The following is a 22,119-nucleotide window of genomic DNA, read 5'->3' as shown; positions in this document are numbered from 1 at the left end:
TGGACCCGGCGCCGGGAGGGAGTCCGGGGCCGTGGCGCGGCGCGGAGGGGGTGACGGAATGGGGGAGGGGCTCGTGCTCCTGGGGGTACGGCATCACGGGCCGGGGTCGGCACGGGCGGTACGGGCGGCGCTGGAGGCCGCCCGGCCGGACGCGGTGCTGATCGAGGGGCCGCCCGAGGCCGACGCGGTCACCCCGCTCGCCGCCGATCCGCAGACGCGTCCGCCCGTCGCCCTCCTCGCCCACGCCGTGGACGCGCCGGGGCGCTCGGCGTTCTGGCCGCTGGCCGCGTTCTCCCCGGAGTGGGTCGCGCTGCGCTGGGCGCTGGAACACGGGGTGCCGGCCCGGTTCATCGACCTCCCGGCCGCGCACACCCTGGCCCGGACCGGCCCGGACTCCCCGCCCACCCGGACCGATCCGCTCACCGTGCTCGCGGAGGCCGCCGGGTACGACGACCCCGAGCGCTGGTGGGAGGACGCCGTCGAACACCGGGGCGCCGTGGAGGAAGGGGACGCCCTGGCGCCCTTCACGGCGCTGGAGGAGGCGATGACGGCCCTGCGCGAGAGGGAGGGGACGACGGGGAGAGAGCGGAGACGGGGGAGAGAGGAACCAGCGAGCGAGGAGGGCGAGGAGGTCGAGGAGGGCGGAGAGAGCGGAGAGGGCGGAGAGGAGATAGAGGGGACGGAGACAGAAGGGACGGAGATAGAGAGGACAGCGGAGGCAGCGGAGGAAGAGGGGACAGCGGAGGCGGCGGAGGCAGAGGGGAGCGGCGGTGAGGCCGGGGGGCCGGAGCCGGGGGACGGGGACCTGGTGCGGGAGGCGTACATGCGGCTCCGGATACGGGCCGCGCGGCGCGAGTTCGGCGAGGACGTCGCCGTGGTGTGCGGCGCCTGGCACGTCCCCGCGCTGCGCCGCAAGGTCACCGTCGCCGCCGACCGGGCCCTGCTGAAGGGGCTGCCCCGGACCAAGGTCGAGGTGACCTGGGTGCCGTGGACCCACCGCCGGCTCTCCCGGGCCAGTGGTTACGGGGCGGGCATCGACTCGCCGGGCTGGTACGGGCACCTGTTCACCGCGCCCGACCGGCCCGTGGAGCGCTGGCTGACCCGGGTGGCCGGACTGTTGCGCGAGGAGGACCGGCCGGTCTCGCCGGGGCACGTCATCGAGGCCGTGCGGCTCGCCGGGGCCCTCGCCGCGCTGCGCGGCAGGCCGCTGCCCGGACTGGGCGAGACGACGGACGCCGTACGGGCGGTGATGTGCGAGGGCTCCGACATACCGCTGGCCCTCATACGGGACCGGCTCGTGGTCGGCGACGTGCTGGGGCGGGTGCCGGAGGGGGCGCCGGCGGTGCCGTTGCAGCGGGACCTGGCCCGGCTCCAGCGCCGGTTGCGGCTGGCCCCGGAGGCGCGGGACCGGGAGCTGGACCTCGACCTGCGCAAGGAGACCGACGCCGGGCGGAGCCGGCTGCTGCACCGGCTGCGGCTGCTCGGGGTCGGCTGGGGTGAGCCGGCCGAGGCCCGGGGGGCCACGGGCACCTTCCGGGAGGGCTGGCGGCTGCGGTGGGAGCCCGAGCTGTCGGTGCGGGTCGCCGAGGCGGGGGTCTGGGGCACCACCGTGCGGGCCGCCGCGACGGCCAAGGCCGAGGCGGACGCCGTCGCCGCGCCCGCCCTCGCGGAGGTCACCGCGCTCGCCGAGGTGTGCCTGCTCGCGGGTCTGGACGACGCGCTGCCGGGGGTGATGCGGGTGCTCGCCGACCGCGCGGCGCTCGACACGGACGTCGGCCACCTCGCGCAGGCCCTGCCCGCGCTGGTCCGTTCCCTGCGCTACGGCGACGTGCGCGGCACCGGCACCGCCGGGCTCACCGAGGTGGCGGCGGGGCTCGCCGAGCGGGTCTTCGTCGGCCTCCCCCCGGCCTGCGCGGGCCTGAACGCCGAAGCGGCCGACCGCATGCGCGACCACATCGACGCGGTCCACGCGGCGATCTCCCTCCTCACGGACCCACCCCCCGACGACAGGACCCCGGCGCCGGGTGGCGCGGGCACGCAGGGCGGGACCCTCGCGCCGGGCGGGACCCCCGCGCCGGGCGGGACCCCCGCGCCGGGTGGCGTCCTCGCGCCAGGTGGTACCCCAGTGACGAGTGGGCTCCCTGGGCCAGGTGGTGCGCCCGCCCCCGGCGACGGTCACCTCACCCTGCGGGCCCGGTGGTCGATGGTGCTGCGGGGGCTGGCCGGGCGGGAGGTGGTGGGCGGGGGGATACGGGGGCGGGTGGTGCGGTTGTTGCTGGACGGAGGGGAGCTGGCACCGGACGAGGCCGCGCGGCTCATGGGCCTCGCGCTCTCCCCCGGGACGCCCCCGGCGGACGCGGCGGCCTGGGTCGAGGGCTTCGTCGGCGGGGGCGCGGACGGCGGGCTGCTCCTCGTCCACGACGAGCGGCTGCTCGCACTGGTCGACGACTGGCTGACCGGCGTACCGGCGCAGGCGTTCACGGACGTGCTGCCGTTGCTGCGGCGCACCTTCTCGGCGTACGAGCCGGGCGTGCGCCGCACCCTGGGCGAACTGGCCGGCCGCGGCCCCCGGCGCGGCACCGGCAGCGCGCCCGGCGCCCCCGCACCCGGCTTCGCACCCGACCCCGACCCGCACCGCGCGGACGCCGTCCTTCCCGTGGTCCGCCTGCTCCTGGGCCTGGACACGGCGGGCACCGACGGCGGCGCCGCGCCCGCCCCGGCCCACCCGGCCGACGGCGACGTACGCCTGGAGGCGACCACATGACCGAACGGACGGGGGACCACATGACCGAAGGGACGACGGCGGCCGGCACGACAGAGCTGGACGCCCACCCCACCCCCACCCCGCACGCCACCCCCACCCCCGCCTCCACCCTCGCCGAAGCTCCCGCCCCGCACGCCACCCCCGCCCCCACCGAAGCCCCCGCTCCCGACCCCGAGCGGATGCGGCGTTGGCGGCTGGTGCTCGGGGGCGGGGGCGGGGACGGCGACGGCACCGGGCAGGTGCTCCGGGGGCGGGACGCCGGGATGGACGGGGCGCTCACCGCGCTGTACGGGCGGGACGCGAAGGACGGGGACGGCACCCGGGCGGGCCGGCAGCGCGGGGCGGGGCTCGGGGCGTCGGCGCCGTCGGTGGCGCGGTGGCTCGGCGACATCCGCACGTATTTCCCCGCCTCCGTCGTCCAGGTGATGCAGCGGGACGCCATCGACCGGCTCGACCTCGCCGCGCTGCTGCTGGAGCCGGAGATGCTGGAGGCCGTCGAGGCCGACGTGCACCTCGTCGGCACCCTCCTCTCGCTGCACAAGGCGATGCCCGAGACGACCCGGCGCACCGCGCGGGCGGTGGTCCGCAAGGTGGTCGAGGAGCTGGAGCGGCGCCTCGCCCCGGGTACCCGCGCCGACCTCACCGGCGCGCTCGACCGCGGCGCCCGCACCGGCCGGCCCCGCCACCACGCCATCGACTGGAACCGGACCATCGCCGCCAACCTCCGGCACTACCTCCCCGAGCACCGCACCGTCGTCCCCGAGCGCCTGGTCGGGTACGCGAGGGCGGCCAGGTCGGTGCGCAAGGAGGTCGTGCTCTGCGTCGACCAGTCCGGGTCGATGGCGGCGTCCGTGGTGTACGCGTCGGTGTTCGGGGCGGTGCTGGCCTCGCTGCGGGCGCTCGACACCCGGCTCGTCGTCTTCGACACGGAGGTCGTGGACCTCACCGAGCACCTGGACGACCCGGTCGACGTGCTCTTCGGCACGCGGCTGGGCGGCGGCACCGACATCAACCGGGCGCTCGCCTACTGCCAGTCGCGGATCACGCGGCCCGCCGAGACGGTCGTCGTCCTGGTCAGCGACCTGTACGAGGGAGGGATACGGGACGAGATGCTGCGCCGGGTGGCGGCGATGAAGGCGTCGGGGGTCGGTTTCGTGGCCCTGCTGGCCCTCTCGGACGAGGGGACGCCCGCCTACGACCGGGAGCACGCGGCGGCGCTCTCCGCACTCGGCGTACCGGCCTTCGCGTGCACGCCGGACCGGTTCCCGGAGGTGATGGCGGCGGCCCTGGAGAAGCGCCCGCTGCCGATACCCGACACCCGCGCCGGGTGACGCCCCGGCCGCGCCCGGCCTACCCGAGAGTAACCCCGGAGGGAAGCCCCACATCCCGCCCCACCTGCGCACCCTCCCCGGCACCCTCCACCCCGCCCCCGCCCCGCCCCCGCCCCGCCCCCGCCCCGACCCCACCCCGACCCCCCTCCCCGGCACGGCGTGCCAAGGCGCGCGGCATCATGTGACAGGTATCACCGCTCAGGTGTGACCCGCGATTTAGAGACCCCACGCAACCGGCGATAGCCTGCGAGATGGACATGCCGCGCGCTCGGCCACCGTGTGCGCTCCCCTAGTGACACATTGCGGACGTCACGGTTGCCCGTCGCGGCACGCCCACGCATCCAACGAACCGCGAGATCACTGATAGGGACGGAAGCGCGTGGACCTGTTCGAGTACCAGGCGAGGGACCTCTTCGCCAAGCACGATGTACCGGTGCTGGCCGGTGAAGTCATCGACACGCCTGAGGCGGCGCGCGAGATCACCGAGCGTCTGGGCGGCAAGTCCGTCGTCAAGGCTCAGGTGAAGGTCGGTGGCCGCGGCAAGGCCGGTGGCGTCAAGCTGGCCGCCACTCCGGACGAGGCCGTCGCGCGGGCGACGGACATTCTCGGCATGGACATCAAGGGCCACACGGTCCACAAGGTGATGATCGCCGAGACCGCTCCGGAGATCGTCGAGGAGTACTACGTCTCCTTCCTCCTCGACCGTGCCAACCGGACCTTCCTCTCCATCGCCTCCGTCGAGGGCGGCATGGACATCGAGGAGGTGGCCGCCACCCGCCCGGAGGCCGTCGCCAAGACCCCGATCGACGCCATCGACGGCGTGACGCCGGAGAAGGCCCGCGAGATCGTCGAGGCCGCGAAGTTCCCGGCCGAGGTCGCGGAGAAGGTCGCCGACGTCCTGGTCAGGCTCTGGGACACCTTCATCAAGGAGGACGCCCTCCTCGTCGAGGTCAACCCGCTGGCCAAGGTCGCCTCCGGGGACGTCATCGCCCTGGACGGGAAGGTGTCGCTGGACGACAACGCGGAGTTCCGTCACCCGGACTTCGAGGCGCTGCACGACAAGGAGGCGGCCGACCCGCTGGAGGCCGCTGCCAAGGAGAAGAACCTCAACTACGTCAAGCTCGACGGTGAGGTCGGCATCATCGGCAACGGCGCGGGCCTGGTCATGTCGACCCTGGACGTCGTCGCCTACGCCGGTGAGAAGCACGGCGACGTGAAGCCGGCGAACTTCCTGGACATCGGTGGCGGTGCTTCCGCGCAGGTGATGGCGGACGGTCTGGAGATCATCCTGGGTGACCCGGACGTGCGCTCGGTGTTCGTGAACGTCTTCGGTGGCATCACCGCCTGCGACGAGGTCGCCAACGGCATCGTGCAGGCGCTGAAGCTGCTGGAGGACCGGGGCGAGAAGGTCGAGAAGCCGTTGGTGGTCCGACTGGACGGCAACAACGCCGAGCTGGGCCGGAAGATCCTCACCGACGCCGACCACCCGCTGGTCCAGCGTGTCGACACGATGGACGGCGCGGCGGACAAGGCCGCCGAGCTGGCCCACGCCGCCAAGTAACAACTCAGGACGAGGACACCAACACACCATGGCTATCTGGCTCAACAAGGACAGCAAGGTCATCGTCCAGGGCATGACGGGCGCCACCGGCATGAAGCACACCAAGCTCATGCTCGGGGACGGCACCAGCGTCGTGGGCGGCGTGAACCCCCGCAAGGCGGGTCAGACCGTCGACTTCGAGGGCACCGAGGTACCGGTCTTCGGCACGGTGAAGGAGGCCATCGAGAAGACGGGCGCCGACGTCTCGGTCATCTTCGTGCCGGAGAAGTTCACGAAGGACGCGGTCGTCGAGGCGATCGACGCGGAGATTCCCCTCGCGGTCGTGATCACCGAGGGCATCGCGGTGCACGACTCGGCGGCGTTCTGGGCGTACGCGGGCAAGAAGGGCAACAAGACCCGCATCATCGGTCCGAACTGCCCCGGCATCATCACCCCGGGTCAGTCGAACGTGGGCATCATCCCGGGTGACATCACCAAGCCGGGCCGTATCGGCCTGGTCTCGAAGTCGGGCACGCTGACGTACCAGATGATGTACGAGCTGCGTGACATCGGCTTCTCGACGGCGGTCGGCATCGGTGGTGACCCGATCATCGGCACCACGCACATCGACGCGCTCGCCGCGTTCGAGGCCGACCCGGACACCGACCTGATCGTGATGATCGGTGAGATCGGCGGCGACGCCGAGGAGCGCGCGGCCGACTTCATCAAGGCCAACGTGACCAAGCCGGTCGTCGGCTACGTCGCGGGCTTCACCGCGCCCGAGGGCAAGACGATGGGCCACGCCGGCGCGATCGTCTCCGGTTCGTCCGGCACCGCCCAGGCGAAGAAGGAGGCCCTGGAGGCCGCCGGAGTCAAGGTCGGCAAGACCCCGACCGAGACCGCGAAGCTCGCCCGCGAGGTTCTCGGCGGCTGAGTCGGCCGAGTCGGCTGAGTCGGCTGAGTCGGCCGAGTCCGCACGCAGCACGCCCGGTGGGCCCGCTTCCCTTGTGGGGGCGGGCCCACCGGCATGCCGGGCCCCGGCAGGGAAGCCACCCGGCTGCCTCACGCCACCCCGGCGCGTCCCCGGTCCGTCAGCCGGGGCGCGGGACGAGCCGTTCCGGACCGGCCTGGGCCTCGTCGCGCAGTTTCTGGCGCAGCGCCAGTTCGTCGTCGGACAGGGGCCCCGGCGCCACCTTCGGCGGCACCCCGCGCACCGTCTCGCCGGGGGAGACGGGCGGTTCGTAGTGCGTGGGGGCGGTGCGCAGCGCCAGGGTGGTGGTGCCGATGAGGGCGGCGGTGAAGGCGATGGCCGCCCGTGCCATGAAGCGGGCCCGGCGTTCGCTGCCGCGGCGCACGGCCGGGGGCTCGGCGGCCCGCAGCCGGGCGGTGGAGGCCAGTTCGGCCAGCCGACGGTGGAGCGTGCCGGGTTCCGCGAGGCCGGGGAGCCGGTCGGCGACGGCCTCACGGGCGTTCATCAGCCGGTGGGCGGTGGCCGGAGTGCTGGCCTCCGTCTCCGCGGCCGTCTCGGACAGGCCGACGCCGACGCCGTCGTGGAGCAGGAGCGTGCGGCGGTAGGAGGGCGGCAGCCGCAGCAGCGTGTCCAGCAGGGCGCGGTCGGCGGTGTCCGGGGGAGGGGGCTCCGGGCTCCGGTGACGGCGGCGCCACCGGTTCCAGGGGGAGAGGGCGTACTCGTACGCCGCCGCCCGGACCCAGCCGGCCGGGTCGCGGTCGCGGGCGACCTCGGGCCAGCGCTCCCAGGCGAGTTGGAAGGCCCGCTCGACCGACTCCCGGGCCAGTTCGCGGCGGCCGGTGAGCAGGTAGGTCTGCCGGACGAGGGCGGGGGCGGCGAAACCGTACAGCAGGTCGAACGCCTGAGCAGGCGTCATGGCGGGCGCCTCGTCGCCGTCCGGCACGGGGTGGGGCAGGGCGTCCGGTGCGGCATCCGGTACGAGGCCCGGTACGGGGTCCGGTACGAGGCCCGGTACGGGGTCCGCCCCGACCCGCCCGACGACGGCCCCCGGCGCCCCGCCCCCCGAACCGTCTGCCCGCCCGTCCGCCCCGCCTGACGGGCCGTTCCGCCCCCCGCCCGCCGTCACGGCCCCGACGGCCAGGACCACCGGCACGGAGACCGGTACGCCCTCGCACCCCGACGCGGGCTCCGGCTCCGGCACCGGGGCCTCCTCCGACGCGGCCTCGGGGCCCGCCTCCGCCCGCTCCGCCCCCGGCCCCTTCTCCCTCTCCCTCTCCCTCTCCCCCTCCCTCTCGTTCTCCCTCTCCCGGGCCTTCTCCCGCTCCCTCTCCTCGGCGAGGGTGTGGAGGAGTCGTACGTACGCCTCCGCCCGTCGGCCGCGCGGGGTGGTGCGCCCGCTCTCCCAGGCGCGGACCGTGTCACGGGTGACGCCCACCCGCGCCGCGAGCTGAGCCTGCGTCAACGCGGCGGTCTCGCGCAGGCGTCGACGGGTCGTCGGGGGCGGGACCGGGGGTGTGGGGGGCCGGGTCACAGGACACCCCTTCGTACGAAAAAGCACATAAGCACATATTGAGCGACACAGCGGGGCTTCGCCTGTTACGCCGGGAAAGCGCGTGTCGTTGGGAGCATGGCGGGGTGATCCTGACGACCGCTCGCCGAGCCCCGTTCTCCCGGCTGCGCGCCCGCTGGCGTGACCGGCCGCCGGGTCTGTCCGCCGGTCTGCTGGGGGGCGTCTTCGCGGCCGGGCTGGGCCTGACCTTCTTCGCCGCCCTCGTCATGGTGCTGTGGGTCAGCTCGCCGTACCCGGACAGCGGACCCGGCGGCGCCCTGCACGTCGCCGCGTCGCTGTGGGTCCTCGCGCACGGCGCCGAACTGGTCCGCACCGAGACGCTCTCCGGCCTCCCCGCGCCGCTCGGCGTCACCCCGCTGCTCCTGCTGGTGCTGCCGGTGTGGCTGGTGTACCGCGCGGCGCGGGACGCCACGGACGCCGGACACGATCCGGACGGCGGTACGGGCGGCGGCACGGGCGGCGGTACGGGCGGCGGTACGGGCGAACCGCGCGCGCCCGGCGCCCCCGGCCCTGCCTCCGCTCCTCCCCGCCCCGAAGCCGCCCCGCCGCCCGTGCCCGCGCGGACCGCGTGGACCGGTGTCGTCCTCGGCTATCTCGGCGTCGCCGCGCCGGTCGTGCTGTACGCGGCCGGCGGGGGCCTGCCGCCCTCCTGGCCGTGGGCGCTCTTCTGTCTGCCACTGGTCGTCATGGGCGCGGCCGGGGTCGGGGTGTGGACGGCGCACGGACGTCCCAAAGGTCCGGCGGGACGGGTGCTGGGCGTGTTCCCGGCGGGCGTGCGGGATCTGCTCGTGGGGCCGGACGGGCGGCCCGGCACCGTGGTGCGCGCCGCGTGCGCCGGAGTGGCGGTGCTGGCCGGGGGCGGGGCGCTGCTGCTGGCCGGGTCGCTGGTCTGGCACGCCGGAGCCGCCTGGGACGACGTCCTCGTGCTGACGGGGAACTGGACGGGCCGGTTCACGGTACTGGTGCTCTGCCTGACGCTGGTGCCGAACGCGGCCGTCTGGGCGGCGGCCTACGCCCTCGGCCCCGGTTTCACACTCGGTACCGGAAACGTCGTGGGCCCGCTGTCCTCGGCGCCCGCCCCGGTGCTGCCGCCGTTCCCGTTGCTGGCGGCGGTGCCGGAGGCCGGGCCGGGGACGCCGCTGCACTGGGCGGCCGGGACGGTGCCGCTGGTCGCGGGGGTGGCCGTGGGCTGGTGCACGGCACGGGCGGCCACGGCGGACGGCAACCGAAAGGCGACCGGCCCCGGCGCCACTGCGGGTGCCGGCGCCAGTGCCGGGGCCGGGTTGCCGGAGCCCTGGAGCTGGCAGCGGACCGCCGGGGCGGCCGGGCTGACGGCGCTGCTCTGCGCCGTGTTCGTCGCCGTGCTGACGGTGTTCGCGGGCGGCCCGCTCGGCACGGACGCGCTCGCCCGGTTCGGCCCGGTGTGGTGGGAGACCGGGGCGGCGGCGCTGGTGTGGATCGCGGTGGTGGCGACCCCGGTCGCCCTCGGCGTACGCGGCTGGTGGTGCCGGGGCCGGACCCCGGCCGCACACCCCGGCAAGGAACCCGCGAAGACCCCCGCGAAACGCTTCAGGAAGGGCCCCACCAAGCCCACCACCCCGGGCCCCACCCCCCACGCCACCCCAGGCCCCACCCCCCACGCCACCCCCGACCCCGCCCCAGCCCCAGCCTCCGATTCCACCCCCACCCCCACCCGCCCCCGCCGCCTCCGGATGCCCGCGCTGCCGCCGCTGCCCGCGCTCGGCTCGCTCCGCCCCTGGCCCCGCCGCACCGCGAAGGCACCGGCCCAGGCACCCGCCCAGGCACCGGCCAAGGCCCCGTCACCCGCCCTTGCCGGCGCGGCACCGCGCCCCCGCGACGGCGACGACCTGTTCCCCTACGGCCTGTACGACGAGGACGACGACGGCACGGGCGCCGATGCCCTCTACGACCTGCTCCCCCTGGACCCGCCCCCGCACGCCACGCACGCCCCGCCCCCGCCGAAGCCCCCGCACGCGACCCACACCCCGCAACCGCCCCCGCCGAAGCCCCCGCACGCGACCCACACCCCGCAACCACCCCCGCCGAAGCCCCCGCACGCCCCGAACCCCCCGCACACACCCCCACCCCCACCCCCCGCACAACCGCCGAAGCCGCCGCACCCGCCCCGGACCCCCTGAGGGACCCGGCGGCGGGGCGACGGCCCCGAAGCAGGTCGATCACACGCCGGACGAGGACACGCCCCGACCCGGCGTCACTCCTCCGTGTCCAGCACCCCCCGCAGTTCCTTCGGCAGGAGCTTGCCGCACGCGTCCTTCGCCACGCTGGTCAGCGCGTCGCTGCGGCACGTGTAGTAGTCGCGGTAGACCATCTGGGCGGCGAAGGACCCGGCGACCAGGACGATGGCCAGCGAGGCCGTCACCAGGCCGCTGATCGCGGCGGTCCGCTGCGGGCGCCCCGGCGGCTCCTCGGCGCGGGCCGGCTTGTCCGGGTCGGACGCGCGCGGCTTGGCCCGCAGCGAGCTGATGCCCCAGTACAGGGCGAGCGCGCCGAGCAGCAGCGCCACGTACTGCCAGGTGAAGAGGGCGAAGAACAGCGCCCACATACCGCACAGCAGCGCGTACCGGGCGCGGCGCTGGGCCGGGTCGTTCGGGTCCCAGCGGGGGCCCCGGCCGCCGCCCTGGCCCTCGGGGCCGTTGGCGCCGGGCCGTTCCCCGAAGCCGCCGGAGGAGCGGCCGGGCTGGCGGTCGCTCCACTGCCGGCTCCACGGAGACCGTCCCCGGCCGCCGCCCGGCCCCCCGGAGTCACCCGAGTCGCCGGAGTCGCCCGAGTCGTTCGAGGGGCGGCGGGGCTGCCAGGGGCGGTCCGGACTGCCCTCGGGCGGCGCGGCGAACGGATTGTCGTCCTGGCCGGAGCCACCCGGTCCGCCGGACGAGCCGGAGGCCGGGTCGGAGGACCCGCCGGAGGACGCGTCGGGGGGTGAGGAGGGACGTTCCCGCAGCACGAGGGTGCTGCGCTCCCCTGGCTGCGCCGACTGCTGGGGGAGCGTGAGCAGTCGCAGGCTGCGGTCGGGCATCAAGTGAGCGTCTTCCCCTTGTCGTGACACGGACGGTGGTGGTGAGCGACGAACCCGGTCGGGCACGCGCGGGCGCGCGGCCGTCAAGCGATGCGCCCCGGTCCCGCGCCCACCGGGCAACACACCCCGTGAACGCGTGGCCCGCGGGTCGCGTTCCCGGTCCGGCTCCCCGCAGACGCTATCTTCCGGCCAGGCCCCCGTCCCGAGGGGGCCGTCCGGTGTGCCGGTATCGTTGCCGACGGTCGGCCGCTTCGTAGACTTCCCCGTATCCCGGGGCGTGAAGCATTCGTACGACTGTACAAACCGACTGCACAGACCGCCTCCCCGAGAAAGGGCCCCCACCGTGGCCGCCAAGCCCGTGGCCAAGCGCCTCGTCGTGCTGGTCTCCGGAACCGGCAGCAATCTGCAGGCGCTCCTCGACGAGATCGCCGCCACCGGCGCGGAGGCGTACGGGGCCGAGATCGTCGCCGTCGGCGCGGACCGCGACGGCATCGAGGGGCTCGCGCGCGCCGCGCGCGCCGGAGTGCCCACCTTCGTCTGCCGGGTCCGTGACCACGGCACCCGGCAGGAGTGGGACGCGGCCCTCGCCGAGGCCGTCGCCGCCCACGAGCCGGACCTCGTGGTCTCGGCCGGGTTCATGCGGATCGTGGGGAAGGAGTTCCTCGCGCGGTTCGGCGGCCGGTTCGTCAACACCCACCCCGCGCTCCTCCCCAGCTTCCCGGGGGCGCACGGGGTGCGGGACGCGCTGGCGTACGGCGCCCGGGTCACCGGGTGCACCGTCCACTTCGTCGACGACGGCGTCGACACCGGGCCGATCATCGCGCAGGGCGTGGTCGAGGTGCGGGACGAGGACGACGAGAGCGCGCTGCACGAGCGCATCAAGGAAGTCGAGCGAAGACTGCTCGTCGATGTCGTGGGGCGGCTCGCCCGCAACGGCTATCGCATTGAGGGACGAAAGGTAGTTATCCAGTGACCGCCGAGAGCAACAAGCGGGCCATCCGTCGCGCGCTGGTCAGCGTCTACGACAAGACCGGGCTCGAAGGACTCGCCCGCGGCCTGCACGAGGCGGGCGTCGAACTCGTCTCCACCGGCTCCACCGCCTCCCGCATCTCCGCGGCCGGGGTCCCCGTCACCAAGGTGGAGGAGCTGACCGGCTTCCCCGAGTGCCTGGACGGCCGGGTCAAGACGCTCCACCCCAAGGTGCACGCCGGCATCCTCGCCGACCTGCGCCTGGACAGCCACCGCGAGCAGCTCGCCGAGCTGGGCGTGGAGCCGTTCGGCCTGGTCGTGGTGAACCTGTACCCGTTCCGCGAGACGGTCGCCTCCGGCGCCACCCCGGACGAGTGCGTGGAGCAGATCGACATCGGCGGCCCCTCCATGGTCCGCGCCGCCGCCAAGAACCACCCGTCCGTGGCCGTCGTCACCGACCCCGCCCGTTACGGCGACGTGCTCTCCGCGGTCCGGGACGGCGGCTTCGACCTCGCCGCCCGCAAGAAGCTGGCCGCCGAGGCGTTCCGGCACACCGCCGCCTACGACGTGGCCGTCGCCTCCTGGTTCGCCGACGACTACGCCCCCGTGGACGACTCGGGCTTCCCCGGCTTCCTCGGCCTCACCTGGGACCGCGCCCGCACCCTGCGCTACGGCGAGAACCCGCACCAGCCCGCCGCGCTCTACACCAGCGCCGCCGGTGGCCTCGCGGAGGCCGAGCAGGTGCACGGCAAGGAGATGTCGTACAACAACTACACGGACACGGACGCCGCCCGCCGTGCCGCGTACGACCACGACGAGCCCTGCGTGGCGATCATCAAGCACGCCAACCCGTGCGGGATCGCGGTCGGCCGGGACGTCGCCGAGGCGCACCGCAAGGCGCACGCCTGCGACCCCGTCTCCGCCTACGGCGGCGTGATCGCCGTGAACCGCCCGGTCAGCAAGGAGATGGCCGAGCAGGTCGCGGACATCTTCACCGAGGTCGTCGTCGCCCCCGGTTACGAGGACGGCGCGCTGGAGGTGCTGACGCGGAAGAAGAACATCCGCGTCCTGCGCGCCCCCGAGGCCCCGGCCGCCCCGGTCGAGGTCAAGCCTATCGACGGCGGCGCCCTCCTCCAGGTCGCCGACCGCCTCCAGGCCGCCGGTGACGACCCCGCCACCTGGACCCTCGCCAGCGGCGAGCCCCTCTCCGCGGCCGAGCTGGACGAGCTGGCCTTCGCCTGGCGGGCCTGCCGCGCCGTCAAGTCCAACGCCATCCTGCTCGCCAAGGACGGCGCCTCCGTCGGCGTCGGCATGGGCCAGGTCAACCGCGTCGACTCCTGCCGCCTCGCCGTCGAGCGGGCCGGTGAGGAGCGGGCACGCGGCTCCTACGCCGCCTCCGACGCCTTCTTCCCCTTCCCCGACGGCCCCGAGATCCTCATCGCGGCCGGGGTCAAGGCCATCGTCCAGCCCGGCGGTTCCATCCGCGACGAGCAGGTCGTCGAGGCCGCGACGAAGGCCGGCGTGACGATGTACTTCACCGGCACGCGGCACTTCTTCCACTGAGCCGCCGGCCCCCTGGCCACCCGGCTCCCCTGATGGCCCTCGGCCCGGTTCACCGGCCGAGGGCCACCTCGCACCAGACGGTCTTGCCGCCCTCCCGGGGCAGTACGCCCCAGCGCAGCGCCACCGAGTCGAGCAGCAGCAGGCCCCGGCCCGTCTCCTCCTCCACCCCGGCGTGCCGCACCACCAGCCAGGCGTGCGGCTCCCGGTCGGTCACCTCGACCCGGGCCCGCCCGCACCCCATGCTCCCGACCCGCACGGAGACCGGGGTGCCCTCGCCGACGTGCCGGATCACGTTGGCCAGCAGCTCGCCGACACAGAGCTGTACGTCCGCGCACGGCACGCCGAAGTGCTCCCGCACCGCCCGCCGTACGTCCGGTACGGCCTTGGGCAGCGCCAGCAGATCCAGGCTGAGCGGCCTTCTCACCCCGCCTCTCCCTTCCGGAGCGCCGCCGCCAGCGCCTGCGCCGTCTCCAGGTTGCAGTTACCCAGAGCGATCAGTGGGGTGGCGTACGACGCCGCGAACGAGGGGAGTTCGAGCCCGAGGGAGGGAAGCGTGATGCCGTGTGCGGCCAGCGCGTCGCGCAGGTCCTCCAGGCCGGCATCTGCCTCCTGGACGTGGGGGTGGTGCACGGTGTCGTCCGCCCTTTCGTGTGCGTTGTGTGACGAAGTTCTCACACAGTGGCGTGGCGCGGCGTACCGTGAAAGGGAATTGGGTTGCGCACGGTGACTGGCAAAAACGGGGTGATGAGGATGCCGGCTCGCAAGGACCCGGACGCGTCGATCAGCGTTCCCTGCTTCTACGGGGCGGAGTTGCGCTTCAAACGGGAGGAGGCGGGCCTGACGCTGGAGCAGTTGGCGGAGGGCAGCTTCCGGGGCATCTCGTTCCTGAGTCAGATCGAACGGGGTGAGCGGCGCATGCCGGTTGACCTCGCCCGCCACGTCGACGAACGCCTGGGCACGGACGGCTTCTTCCAACGCCGCTGCGACGACGTGGCGAAGGCGCGGCAAGTTGGACACGCCTGGTACTTCGCTGACGTCCCTGAGATGGAAAAACAGGCCCTGACCCTGGAGGAATGGGCTCCCACCGGTGTCCCGGGGCTTCTTCAGACAGGAGCGTACTTCCGCGGGCGCATGCAGTACGTGGCTCCGGACGTGCCTCCGGAAGTGGTCGAGGAACGAGTCAAGGCAAGGGTGGCGCGTGCCGATTTGTGGGAGCGAGCGGACCGCCCCACCTACTGGGGGATTCTGAAGGAGTCGACCTTCCGGAGAACGCCACTTCCACCTGCGGTCATGGCCGAGCAGGTGCAGCACATCGTCGACGTGATCCGGTCTTCGCGGAGCGTTCTCCAGGTGATTCCGGAAAGCCACCCGTGGGCCCCGCTCGACTTCGCCATGGCCAAGATCATGACCTTTGCCGATGCCCCGCCGACGGTGTACACCGAGGGTGATTTCACAGGGCAGATCGTCGACTTTCCGCCTCAGGTAAGGGAGTACCGCTATCGGTACGATCTGTTGAGGGCCGTCGCACTGCCACCCGAGGCGTCCCTGGAACTGTTGGAAGACGCAGCGAGGGACTACAGACATGCAGCGCAGCAACGGGATTGACCTGCTCTCCGTCGCTTGGCGCAAGTCCAGTTACAGCAACGATGATGGTGGCGACTGCGTGGAAGTAGCCGACCACCTCCCCGGCGTCGTGCCCGTCCGCGACTCCAAGAACCCGCAAGGCCCCGTCCTCCTGATCACTGCCCGCGCATGGGCCCCGTTCCTCTCTGGGCTCAAGTCGTCTTGAACATACGGCGGTGGCCCCCGGCGTCAGCGCGCCGGAGGCCACCGTCAACCGCGTCCGGGCCGGGTCAGCAGGGGCGGAGGGACCAGATCGGGTCCCACGTCGCCGTACCGGCCTGGTACGCCGTCGACGTCCACCGCACGCTGCCGTCCTGGTTGTAGAACTTGGCGACGGTGCCCGGCGTCTGGTTGTTGGTGAAGGGACCGTCGCCGGTCCAGTTGGTCAGGGTCCACGTCTGGCACTTGTAGAAGTCGAACTTCTGGCCGTTGACGAGCATGCACAGGTGCCCGTAGTCGCAGGCCAGCGCCTTGACGGAGTTGCCCTCGGGCGCCGCGGTGACGGTGAGGCCGTCGTAGCGGACGGCGTCGGCCGTGACCTCCAGCGGCTTCTGGCTGCCACCGAGGACCTGCTCGGCGGACTCCTGGAGGCTGGTCACCCGCGTCCCGGCCGGGTCCGCGGCGGACGCCGTGACCGAGGTGCCCGCTAGCAGGGCGACGGCCACGGCGAGCAGTGCGGCAGGCTTCTTCACGTTCACTGGTTCCCCCATGTGACGAAGAGTGGGTCGTGCCGCCGAAGCGGCATGGCTCCACGGTGCGGCAGGCCGGCCCCGCGCCGGTACCTCGGAAGTCCCAGGGTCACGTGCGGCCCGGGGGCGTGTACTTCTTGAGGTAGTGGGCGACGCGGGCGCAGTAGTCGCGGTACTTCGGGGGGACTCCGCCCGCGTCGTTCACCTTCCGGTACGAGGTCCGGTACGCCGCCGCGATCAGGACGCGCCGGTCGCCGGGGAGGGTGACCTCCAGGTTCGGCGCGATGAAGCAGAGGTAGCGGCCGACGGCGGGGATGGAGACGGCGGCGGAGAAGGGCGGCTTGGGGACGGTCGCGGAGGGCTGGCCGTCGGGCCTGATCCAGTACCGCAGCACGCTGGGGGTCCAGCGGGCGATGCCGTACTCGTCCTTGTCGGGGTCGGAGAGCGCGGGGTCGAAGTCGCTCTCGGCCTTGAGCAGGGCGGCGACCAGCGAGGGGGTGACGTCGGGGTGGGAGCAGTCGTGGGCGGCGTCGACGATGAGCGGCCGGTAGGAGGGCGGGACACCCTGGTCGGTACGGAGTTCGGCGGCGCCGTATCCGGCGGGGCCGGGGGCGCCGGGCGGCGGAGCGTCGGCGGGGAGGAGGCCGTAGCCGACGGCGGCGGCGAGGGCGGTGGTGAGGGCGCCGCCGATGAGGAGGCGGGTGCGCCGGGGGCGTAAGCGGGCGCGCAGCCGCCACAGGAGCGCGCGGGGCGCGGGCTCGGCGCCGGCCGTCGTGGCGACACGGCGCAGCAGTTCCTCCGTACCGACGCGGTCCGCGTGGGTGCGGGCGAGGCAGTCCCGGACGATTTGGTGCCATTCCTCGGGGAGGGCGGGGGAGAGGCGGAGTTCGTCGGTGCCCCGGGCGTAGGCGGCGGTGGCGTCGCGGCGGGTGGCCGGGGTGGCGCCGGGGAGCGGGAAGGTGCCGGTGAGGGTGAGGTGGGCGAGGACGCCGAAGGCCCACACGTCGGCGGAGGGGCGGGTGCGGCGCCCGCGTTCGCCGATCTCGGACCAGAGCAGTTCGGGCGGGGTGTAGTCGGGGGTGGAGAAGGCGGGGGAGTAGGCGTGGGTGCCCTCCAGCTCGGCGGCCATGTTGAAATCGGCCAGCCGCGCCGAACCGTCCCGCATCAGCAGCACATTGGCCGGTTTCAGATCCCCGTGGACCCACCCGGCGCGGTGCAACTGGGCGAGCCCTTCGCAGACCTGGGCGAGCAGCGCGGGCCCGTCGGCGGGCGGGGGCCCGGTGGCGAGGAGGGCGGCGAGGGAGCCCTCCGCCTTCTCCAGGACGAGGACGGTGGCGCCGTCGAGGCCGGGGCGGTCGGGGTCGTCGACGGTGAGCGTCTCGTACATGCGGATGAGGCGGGGGCGGCGCAGACTGCGGTGCAACCGCACCTCGCGTTCGACGAGTTCGCGCAGGTGGGCGAGGCGGCGGGGGGTGCCGGTGCCGGTGGGCAGGAACTTCAGGGCGGCGGTGTCGGGCAGGCCGCGCGGGTCGGGGGCGGTGCGCCGGGCCTCGTAGACGCTGCCGAAGGCGCCGGTGGCGAGGGGGCGCCGCACCTCCCAGACCCCGACCCGGTACCCCCGGGGCACCGGGACGGCGTACGGCTCGGTCACCGGTCCGTCCGGCCGGGGGCGGCCGTCGGCGCGGCGTGCGGTGGGGCGGCCAGCACCACGAGGTCGTCCTCGCGGACGAGGTCGAAGCGGAGGGCGAGGGAGACCAGGGACTCCTTCTTGCCGTTGAGGCGGGGGCCCGCCTCGGCGCGGTCGGGGCCGGGCTTGAGGCGGAGCTTGACGGCGAGGTAGTCGATGTTCCACTGGACGGAGGTGCGGGAGGCGGCGGGCCAGGCCGGGCCGAGCCGTTCGACGACCTCGGCCATGGTGGGCAGCGGGGCGTGCGGCGCACCGCGCAGCCGGGGTTCGCAGAGGGCGGCGAGGACGGCGAAGTACCGTTTGGTGCGGTCGAGGGAGAAGGCCGGGGCGGTCGGCTCGCCGTCGGTGCCGTCCTCGCCGCGCAGGTAGTCGTGGCGCGGCGCCCACACCTCGACGGGGAGCAGATCGCCCCCGGCGGGCAGCACGATCCGCGAGAACTCGAACGGCACCGGCGCGTCCAGCCGCCCCGGCGCCACCTTGACGTGCTCGCCGGCGCCCTCCGGGTTCTCCACCACGTAGGTCTGGCGGGCGGACAGGTTGCTCAGGGTCCAGAAGGTGCCGTGGGCGGTGATCTCCCCGGCCCTGCGGGACACCCCCTCGTGCCGGATCGGCAGCCCGCCCTCCGGCACCGCCCGCCCGAAGACGAGCCGCTCACCGGGCGCGAGCCGTAACTGAGGCTGGTCCTCCGTGGTCGGCGGAGGTACCACGATGATGCTGTACAAGGCGCGTCTCCCCCTGGGCCTGACGGCGTCACCAGCCAGCCTAGAACCACGCACCGACCCCCTGTCCCCCCTCATTCGAGTGAGACCCCACCCCTACGGTGTGAAGCCGCCACCCGCTTGCCGCGTACAGCCCGGCCGGCGGTCAGGGTGTGATGAGGCGGCTGGTGAAGCCGGCGGCGAGGAGGTTTTCGTAGGCGGCACGCACGTCCTTGGGGACTTCCTGCGCGACGGCGAATCCGAGCTTGGGGTACTCGATCACCCGCTGGAGGTCACCGACGAGCATGTCCAGGACGAGCCGCCCGTCACCGACGCTCCTGACGTAGTCGTCGAGATCCACGGATTCCGAGGCACAGCGCACGTCGACCTCGGGCCAGAGCTTGCGGGCGGTGGCGTAGGAACGACGCTCCATGTACGGCTTGGAGACCAGCAGCACCGAGGCCGGGGAGATCCCGGCGTCGGCGAGAACCTGACGGGAGTACGTGATGTTGTGCCCGGTGTTGCCGGCGCGGGGCTCCAGCAGGATCGCCTCATCGGGCACGCCGAGGGTGAGGGCGTGCTCCCGGTAGTGAACGGCCTCACCACGCGGGAAGCGTGCCGCGGTGGTGGGGCTGTTGCCGCCCGTGAAGACAAGAATGGGGAAGAGTCCGGCCCGGTACAGTTCGGCGCTCGTGGTTGCCACGCCGAGGTCGTGACTGCCGAGGCCGATCGCCACGTCCGCCGGACGAAGTGCGTGGCGCATCTGGTGGTAGTCCCAGATCAGCCGGGCGTTCGCCCACTGCTCGTCGGTCACGGCCTGCCGGCTGTCCGTCTGTCCCGTCACTGGCGTCTCTCCCTGATCAGTGGCGCCCGGGGCTCTTCACCCCACCGCTCGTGGCGTGCCTGCCCGTGATCTTCCTCTCCCGCCTCTCCCGCACCGGGACCGACGGTGTCGGCGGGTGTCAGGGGGTCAGCAGGGCGCGGACGGCGTCGCTCACCTCGGGCAGTTCGCCGGGCAGGGCCCACTGGTGGGCGTCGTGTTCGGTGAGGACGACGGGGCCGGTCCTCTCCACGGTGACGGCGAAGGTGAACTGGCGGGTGGTGCCGCCCCGGCTGTTGCGGTAGTCGAAGTGGCCAAGGTAGGAGGTGACCTGGTCGATGGTGAGGCCGGTCTCCTCGGCGGTCTCCCGGTGGAGGGCGTCCAGGACCGTCTCCCCGGCCTCGACCTTTCCAGAGGGGATCTCCCACATCCCGCCCAGGTAGTCGTCGGGTCTGCGCCGCACGAGCAGGGTGCGGCCGTCGTGGCCGATCACGGCGGCGGCGACGAGGCCGCTGATCCCGGCGGCCTCGGCATCGGCCGCCAGACCGGCCACGAACTCGGGGGAGGGGACGGTCATCGCAGCTCCTCATGACGATCACTGACCTTGACGGCCGCAGCGACGTACTGCTCGGCCAGTCCGAGATCCCGTACACGATGCCAGACCGGGAGCTTGATCACGTGGGTGTGGGCGTGTTCGGCGACGGGGAAGTCCCCCGGCCCGTAACGGTGATGGGTGCGCGGGTGTCCGGGAAACAGCGGACCAGGCTGCTGGTACAGCGGCAGTCGGTGCAACGGGCAGGTGGAGCCGGGCCGGTCGAACTCGGTGGCGCCCTCGGCGATCAGCGCCTGGTGGAACCGCCCGATCGGCAGACCGCCGAGTTCGCCGGGTCGGTAAGTGAGCGTCAATCCGTACCAGGACGGAACCACCCCTTCGGGCATGGCGGTGACCTCCAGGCCGGGTACCCCGGCGAGCCGGTCGGTGAGGTGGCGCGCGACCACCGCCCGTCCCGCGAGGTAGCCGTCCAAGCGGCCGAGCTGGTCGTGGGCGATGGCTGCGGCGAGGGGGTGGATGCGGAGCTTGAGGCCGGCCCCGGTGACCGCGTACCGCGCGAGTGGATGGCCCCCCGGGATCTCGGACTTGGCCCGCTTGTTGTAGTGCGCGAACGCGATGACGCGGTAGTAGGTCTCATCGTCGTCCGTGAGGACGAACCCGCCCTCGCCGCCCGAGAGCGGCTTGGGACCGTTGAGGGAGAACGCCGAGGCGAGGCCGAAGGTGCCGACCTTCCGCCCGTTGAGGCCGGCGCCGTGGGCGTGGGAGCCGTCTTCCAGCACGATCAGGTCGTGCGTGCTTGCCACCGTCTGGATGCCGGTCATGTCGGCCGGCCTGCCCCACAGATGGGTGACCATCACCGCCCGGGTCCGGGGTGTGATCAGCTCTTCTACCCGGTTCGGGTCGATGTTGCCGTCCGGCCGGGTCTCGCACAGCACCGGCACCGCGCGGAGGTGGAACAGCGGGGAGGCGGTGGCGTGGAACGTCCAGGCCGGAACGATGACCTCGTCGCCGGGCTGGATGCCCGCGGCCCAGTAGACGGCGTGCAGGGCGGCGGTGCCGGAGCTGGTGGTGACCGCGTGCCGGACGCCGAAGTACTCCTGGAGTGCGTCCTCCAACTGGGCGACGATCCCGGACCTGCCGGGGAGGGAGATCGCCTCCTCCAACTGGGCGGCGACCTTGGTGTGACTGGTGTCATCGAGCGGCGGCCAGGTGAAGTGCGGGCCGGTGGCGGTGACGGCGGGCCGGCCGCCGAGCAGGGCGAGGGGACCAGTCACAGCATCTCCTTCGGGTCGACGTAGAGCCCCGCTTCCTTGGACCGGTAGCAGGAGGCGATGAAAGCGGCGTGCGCGAGGTGCTGGTCGGGGCCGGAGGTGTTGGGCCGCTCGCCGTCCAGGACGCGGCAGAAGTAGTCGATCTGCGCGGCCGACGCCGAGGCCGGCGCGTGCGGGCGGGTCAGCTCCTCCACGACCGCGCCGCCCAGGTCGAGGCGCTGTACCCGGCCCTTGGTCAGCAGCACCGAGCCACGGGTGCCGACCACGTGCAGCCGCTCGGTCTTCGGGGCCACCCACCGTGACAGCAGCACGGAGCCGTAGAGGTCGGTGTCGTAGCCGAGTTGGATGACGGCGGTGTCCTCCGCGTCGTAGCCGCCGCCGGGAACGGCGGTGGTGGAGAACTGGGCGATGACTCGGCTGGGCAGGCCGAAGTACCACAACAGCAGGTCGATGAGGTGATAGCCCATGTCGATGATGCAGCCACCCCCGGCCTGACGGATGTCTCCGCGCCATCCACTGCCGGGGTCGTCGGTGTGGAAGGTGTACCGGCCGTCGATGAGGAACGGAGTGCCTATCTGGTCCAGCAGCCCGGCGACGCTGGAGTAGATCGGGTTGAAGCGCCGTTGGAGGGTGACCATGAGCTCGATCTGCCCGGACCGGCAGATCTCGGCGAGGTCCTGGGCCTCCGGCACGGAGGTGGCGAACGGCTTCTCCTTGAGAACGTGAACGCCCCGGGTCGCGCACGCCTGGACGACCTCGCGGCCGGCGTGGTGCGGGACGGCGACGACCACGAAGTCGGGGGCCACCACGTCCAGCAGCTCACCGACACGGACGAACCCGGGGACTTGGAGCACGTCCTGCCGCTGCCGCAACGTGTCGGGGTCGCTGTCGCAGACGGCGACGAGTTCGGCCCTGCCGGAGGCGAGCAGGCCGGGGAGGTGGTCTTCGAGCGCCTGGTGGCCGAGGCCGATGACCGCAGCGCGTCTCATCATGCGCGGACTCCTTCCGGTTCGTGA

Annotated in this window: 20 protein-coding genes; 9 read left to right on the top strand and 11 right to left on the bottom strand. The window is 73.6% G+C overall.

All coding sequences use genetic code 11. The annotated features are described in order from the left end of the window. Positions 1-58 precede the first annotated feature (58 nt). From J5Y05_RS19165 to sucD, 4 genes are all read left to right on the top strand, one after another. Positions 59-2,764 (top strand): DUF5682 family protein, encoded by a 2,706-nt coding sequence (locus tag J5Y05_RS19165; protein WP_210874160.1) that lies wholly within the window; start codon positions 59-61, stop codon positions 2,762-2,764. A 179-nt stretch (positions 2,765-2,943) separates the two neighbouring features. After that, on the top strand, positions 2,944-4,095 hold the full coding sequence (locus tag J5Y05_RS19160) for a VWA domain-containing protein (protein ID WP_247615001.1): 1,152 nt from the start codon (positions 2,944-2,946) through the stop codon (positions 4,093-4,095). Positions 4,096-4,474: 379 nt separating this feature from the next. Then, a complete protein-coding gene (sucC, locus tag J5Y05_RS19155) occupies positions 4,475-5,656 on the top strand; it encodes an ADP-forming succinate--CoA ligase subunit beta (protein ID WP_210874156.1) in 1,182 nt (393 codons plus the stop codon). A 28-nt stretch (positions 5,657-5,684) separates the two neighbouring features. Then, positions 5,685-6,569 carry a succinate--CoA ligase subunit alpha gene (sucD, locus tag J5Y05_RS19150; protein WP_210874154.1) on the top strand — a complete coding sequence of 295 codons (885 nt, stop codon included), beginning with the start codon at positions 5,685-5,687 and terminating at the stop codon, positions 6,567-6,569. A 157-nt stretch (positions 6,570-6,726) separates the two neighbouring features. Here the strand turns inward: sucD and J5Y05_RS19145 are convergent, their stop codons facing one another. Continuing rightward, positions 6,727-8,136: a helix-turn-helix domain-containing protein gene (locus J5Y05_RS19145; RefSeq protein ID WP_210874152.1), complete on the bottom strand. Its 1,410-nt coding sequence runs from the start codon at positions 8,134-8,136 to the stop codon at positions 6,727-6,729. A 104-nt stretch (positions 8,137-8,240) separates the two neighbouring features. Here J5Y05_RS19145 and J5Y05_RS19140 point away from each other — a divergent pair, with 104 nt between their 5' ends. Next, entirely contained in the window at positions 8,241-10,334 is a 2,094-nt protein-coding gene (locus tag J5Y05_RS19140; RefSeq protein WP_210874151.1) for a cell division protein PerM, read from the top strand. 74 nt (positions 10,335-10,408) lie between these two features. Here the strand turns inward: J5Y05_RS19140 and J5Y05_RS19135 are convergent, their stop codons facing one another. Next, positions 10,409-11,230 (bottom strand): hypothetical protein, encoded by an 822-nt coding sequence (locus J5Y05_RS19135; RefSeq protein ID WP_210874149.1) that lies wholly within the window; start codon positions 11,228-11,230, stop codon positions 10,409-10,411. Positions 11,231-11,573: 343 nt separating this feature from the next. Between J5Y05_RS19135 and purN the strand changes: the two genes are divergently transcribed. Both purN and purH read left to right on the top strand, forming a co-directional pair. Then, positions 11,574-12,203 (top strand): phosphoribosylglycinamide formyltransferase, encoded by a 630-nt coding sequence (gene purN / locus J5Y05_RS19130; protein ID WP_210874147.1) that lies wholly within the window; start codon positions 11,574-11,576, stop codon positions 12,201-12,203. Then, positions 12,200-13,762, top strand: a complete 1,563-nt coding sequence (gene purH / locus J5Y05_RS19125) for a bifunctional phosphoribosylaminoimidazolecarboxamide formyltransferase/IMP cyclohydrolase (protein WP_210874145.1) — start codon at positions 12,200-12,202, stop codon at positions 13,760-13,762. Before purN ends, purH begins: the two co-directional genes overlap by 4 nt. Positions 13,763-13,811: 49 nt before the next feature. Here purH and J5Y05_RS19120 read toward each other — a convergent pair whose 3' ends face one another. Continuing rightward, positions 13,812-14,186 (bottom strand): ATP-binding protein, encoded by a 375-nt coding sequence (locus tag J5Y05_RS19120; protein ID WP_210874143.1) that lies wholly within the window; start codon positions 14,184-14,186, stop codon positions 13,812-13,814. After that, positions 14,183-14,392, bottom strand: a complete 210-nt coding sequence (locus J5Y05_RS19115; protein WP_210874141.1) for a hypothetical protein — start codon at positions 14,390-14,392, stop codon at positions 14,183-14,185. Before J5Y05_RS19115 ends, J5Y05_RS19120 begins: the two co-directional genes overlap by 4 nt. Positions 14,393-14,512: 120 nt before the next feature. On the opposite strand from J5Y05_RS19115, the gene J5Y05_RS19110 reads away from it, so the two are divergent. Together J5Y05_RS19110 and J5Y05_RS19105 are read left to right on the top strand one after the other, a co-directional pair. Next, positions 14,513-15,367, top strand: a complete 855-nt coding sequence (locus J5Y05_RS19110; protein WP_210874139.1) for a helix-turn-helix domain-containing protein — start codon at positions 14,513-14,515, stop codon at positions 15,365-15,367. Beyond that, positions 15,345-15,551 (top strand): DUF397 domain-containing protein, encoded by a 207-nt coding sequence (locus J5Y05_RS19105; protein ID WP_210874131.1) that lies wholly within the window; start codon positions 15,345-15,347, stop codon positions 15,549-15,551. The genes J5Y05_RS19110 and J5Y05_RS19105 overlap by 23 nt, the downstream gene beginning before the upstream one ends. Positions 15,552-15,615: 64 nt before the next feature. On the opposite strand, the gene J5Y05_RS19100 is transcribed toward J5Y05_RS19105, so the two are convergent. The 7 genes from J5Y05_RS19100 to J5Y05_RS19070 all read right to left on the bottom strand — a co-directional run bounded on the left by J5Y05_RS19100 (position 15,616) and on the right by J5Y05_RS19070 (position 22,095). Further along, positions 15,616-16,095 carry a hypothetical protein gene (locus J5Y05_RS19100; protein ID WP_247614949.1) on the bottom strand — a complete coding sequence of 160 codons (480 nt, stop codon included), beginning with the start codon at positions 16,093-16,095 and terminating at the stop codon, positions 15,616-15,618. A gap of 88 nt (positions 16,096-16,183) precedes the next feature. After that, positions 16,184-17,725 carry a serine/threonine-protein kinase gene (locus tag J5Y05_RS19095; protein WP_210874130.1) on the bottom strand — a complete coding sequence of 514 codons (1,542 nt, stop codon included), beginning with the start codon at positions 17,723-17,725 and terminating at the stop codon, positions 16,184-16,186. After that, complete coding sequence (locus tag J5Y05_RS19090) at positions 17,722-18,483, bottom strand: FHA domain-containing protein (protein ID WP_210874121.1); 762 nt, start codon at positions 18,481-18,483, stop codon at positions 17,722-17,724. The genes J5Y05_RS19095 and J5Y05_RS19090 overlap by 4 nt, the downstream gene beginning before the upstream one ends. Positions 18,484-18,625: 142 nt before the next feature. Beyond that, entirely contained in the window at positions 18,626-19,303 is a 678-nt protein-coding gene (locus J5Y05_RS19085) for a YdcF family protein (RefSeq protein ID WP_210874119.1), read from the bottom strand. A gap of 118 nt (positions 19,304-19,421) precedes the next feature. After that, entirely contained in the window at positions 19,422-19,856 is a 435-nt protein-coding gene (locus J5Y05_RS19080) for an NUDIX domain-containing protein (RefSeq protein ID WP_210874117.1), read from the bottom strand. Further along, positions 19,853-21,106, bottom strand: coding sequence for a DegT/DnrJ/EryC1/StrS family aminotransferase (locus J5Y05_RS19075; RefSeq protein ID WP_210874115.1), 1,254 nt, complete (start codon positions 21,104-21,106; stop codon positions 19,853-19,855). Before J5Y05_RS19075 ends, J5Y05_RS19080 begins: the two co-directional genes overlap by 4 nt. After that, complete coding sequence (locus J5Y05_RS19070) at positions 21,103-22,095, bottom strand: Gfo/Idh/MocA family protein (protein ID WP_210874114.1); 993 nt, start codon at positions 22,093-22,095, stop codon at positions 21,103-21,105. Before J5Y05_RS19070 ends, J5Y05_RS19075 begins: the two co-directional genes overlap by 4 nt. Positions 22,096-22,119: the final 24 nt, after the last annotated feature.

This window comes from Streptomyces tagetis (assembly GCF_018069565.1).
GTDB lineage: Bacteria > Actinomycetota > Actinomycetes > Streptomycetales > Streptomycetaceae > Streptomyces > Streptomyces tagetis.
This window is presented reverse-complemented; position numbering and strand designations above follow the sequence as displayed.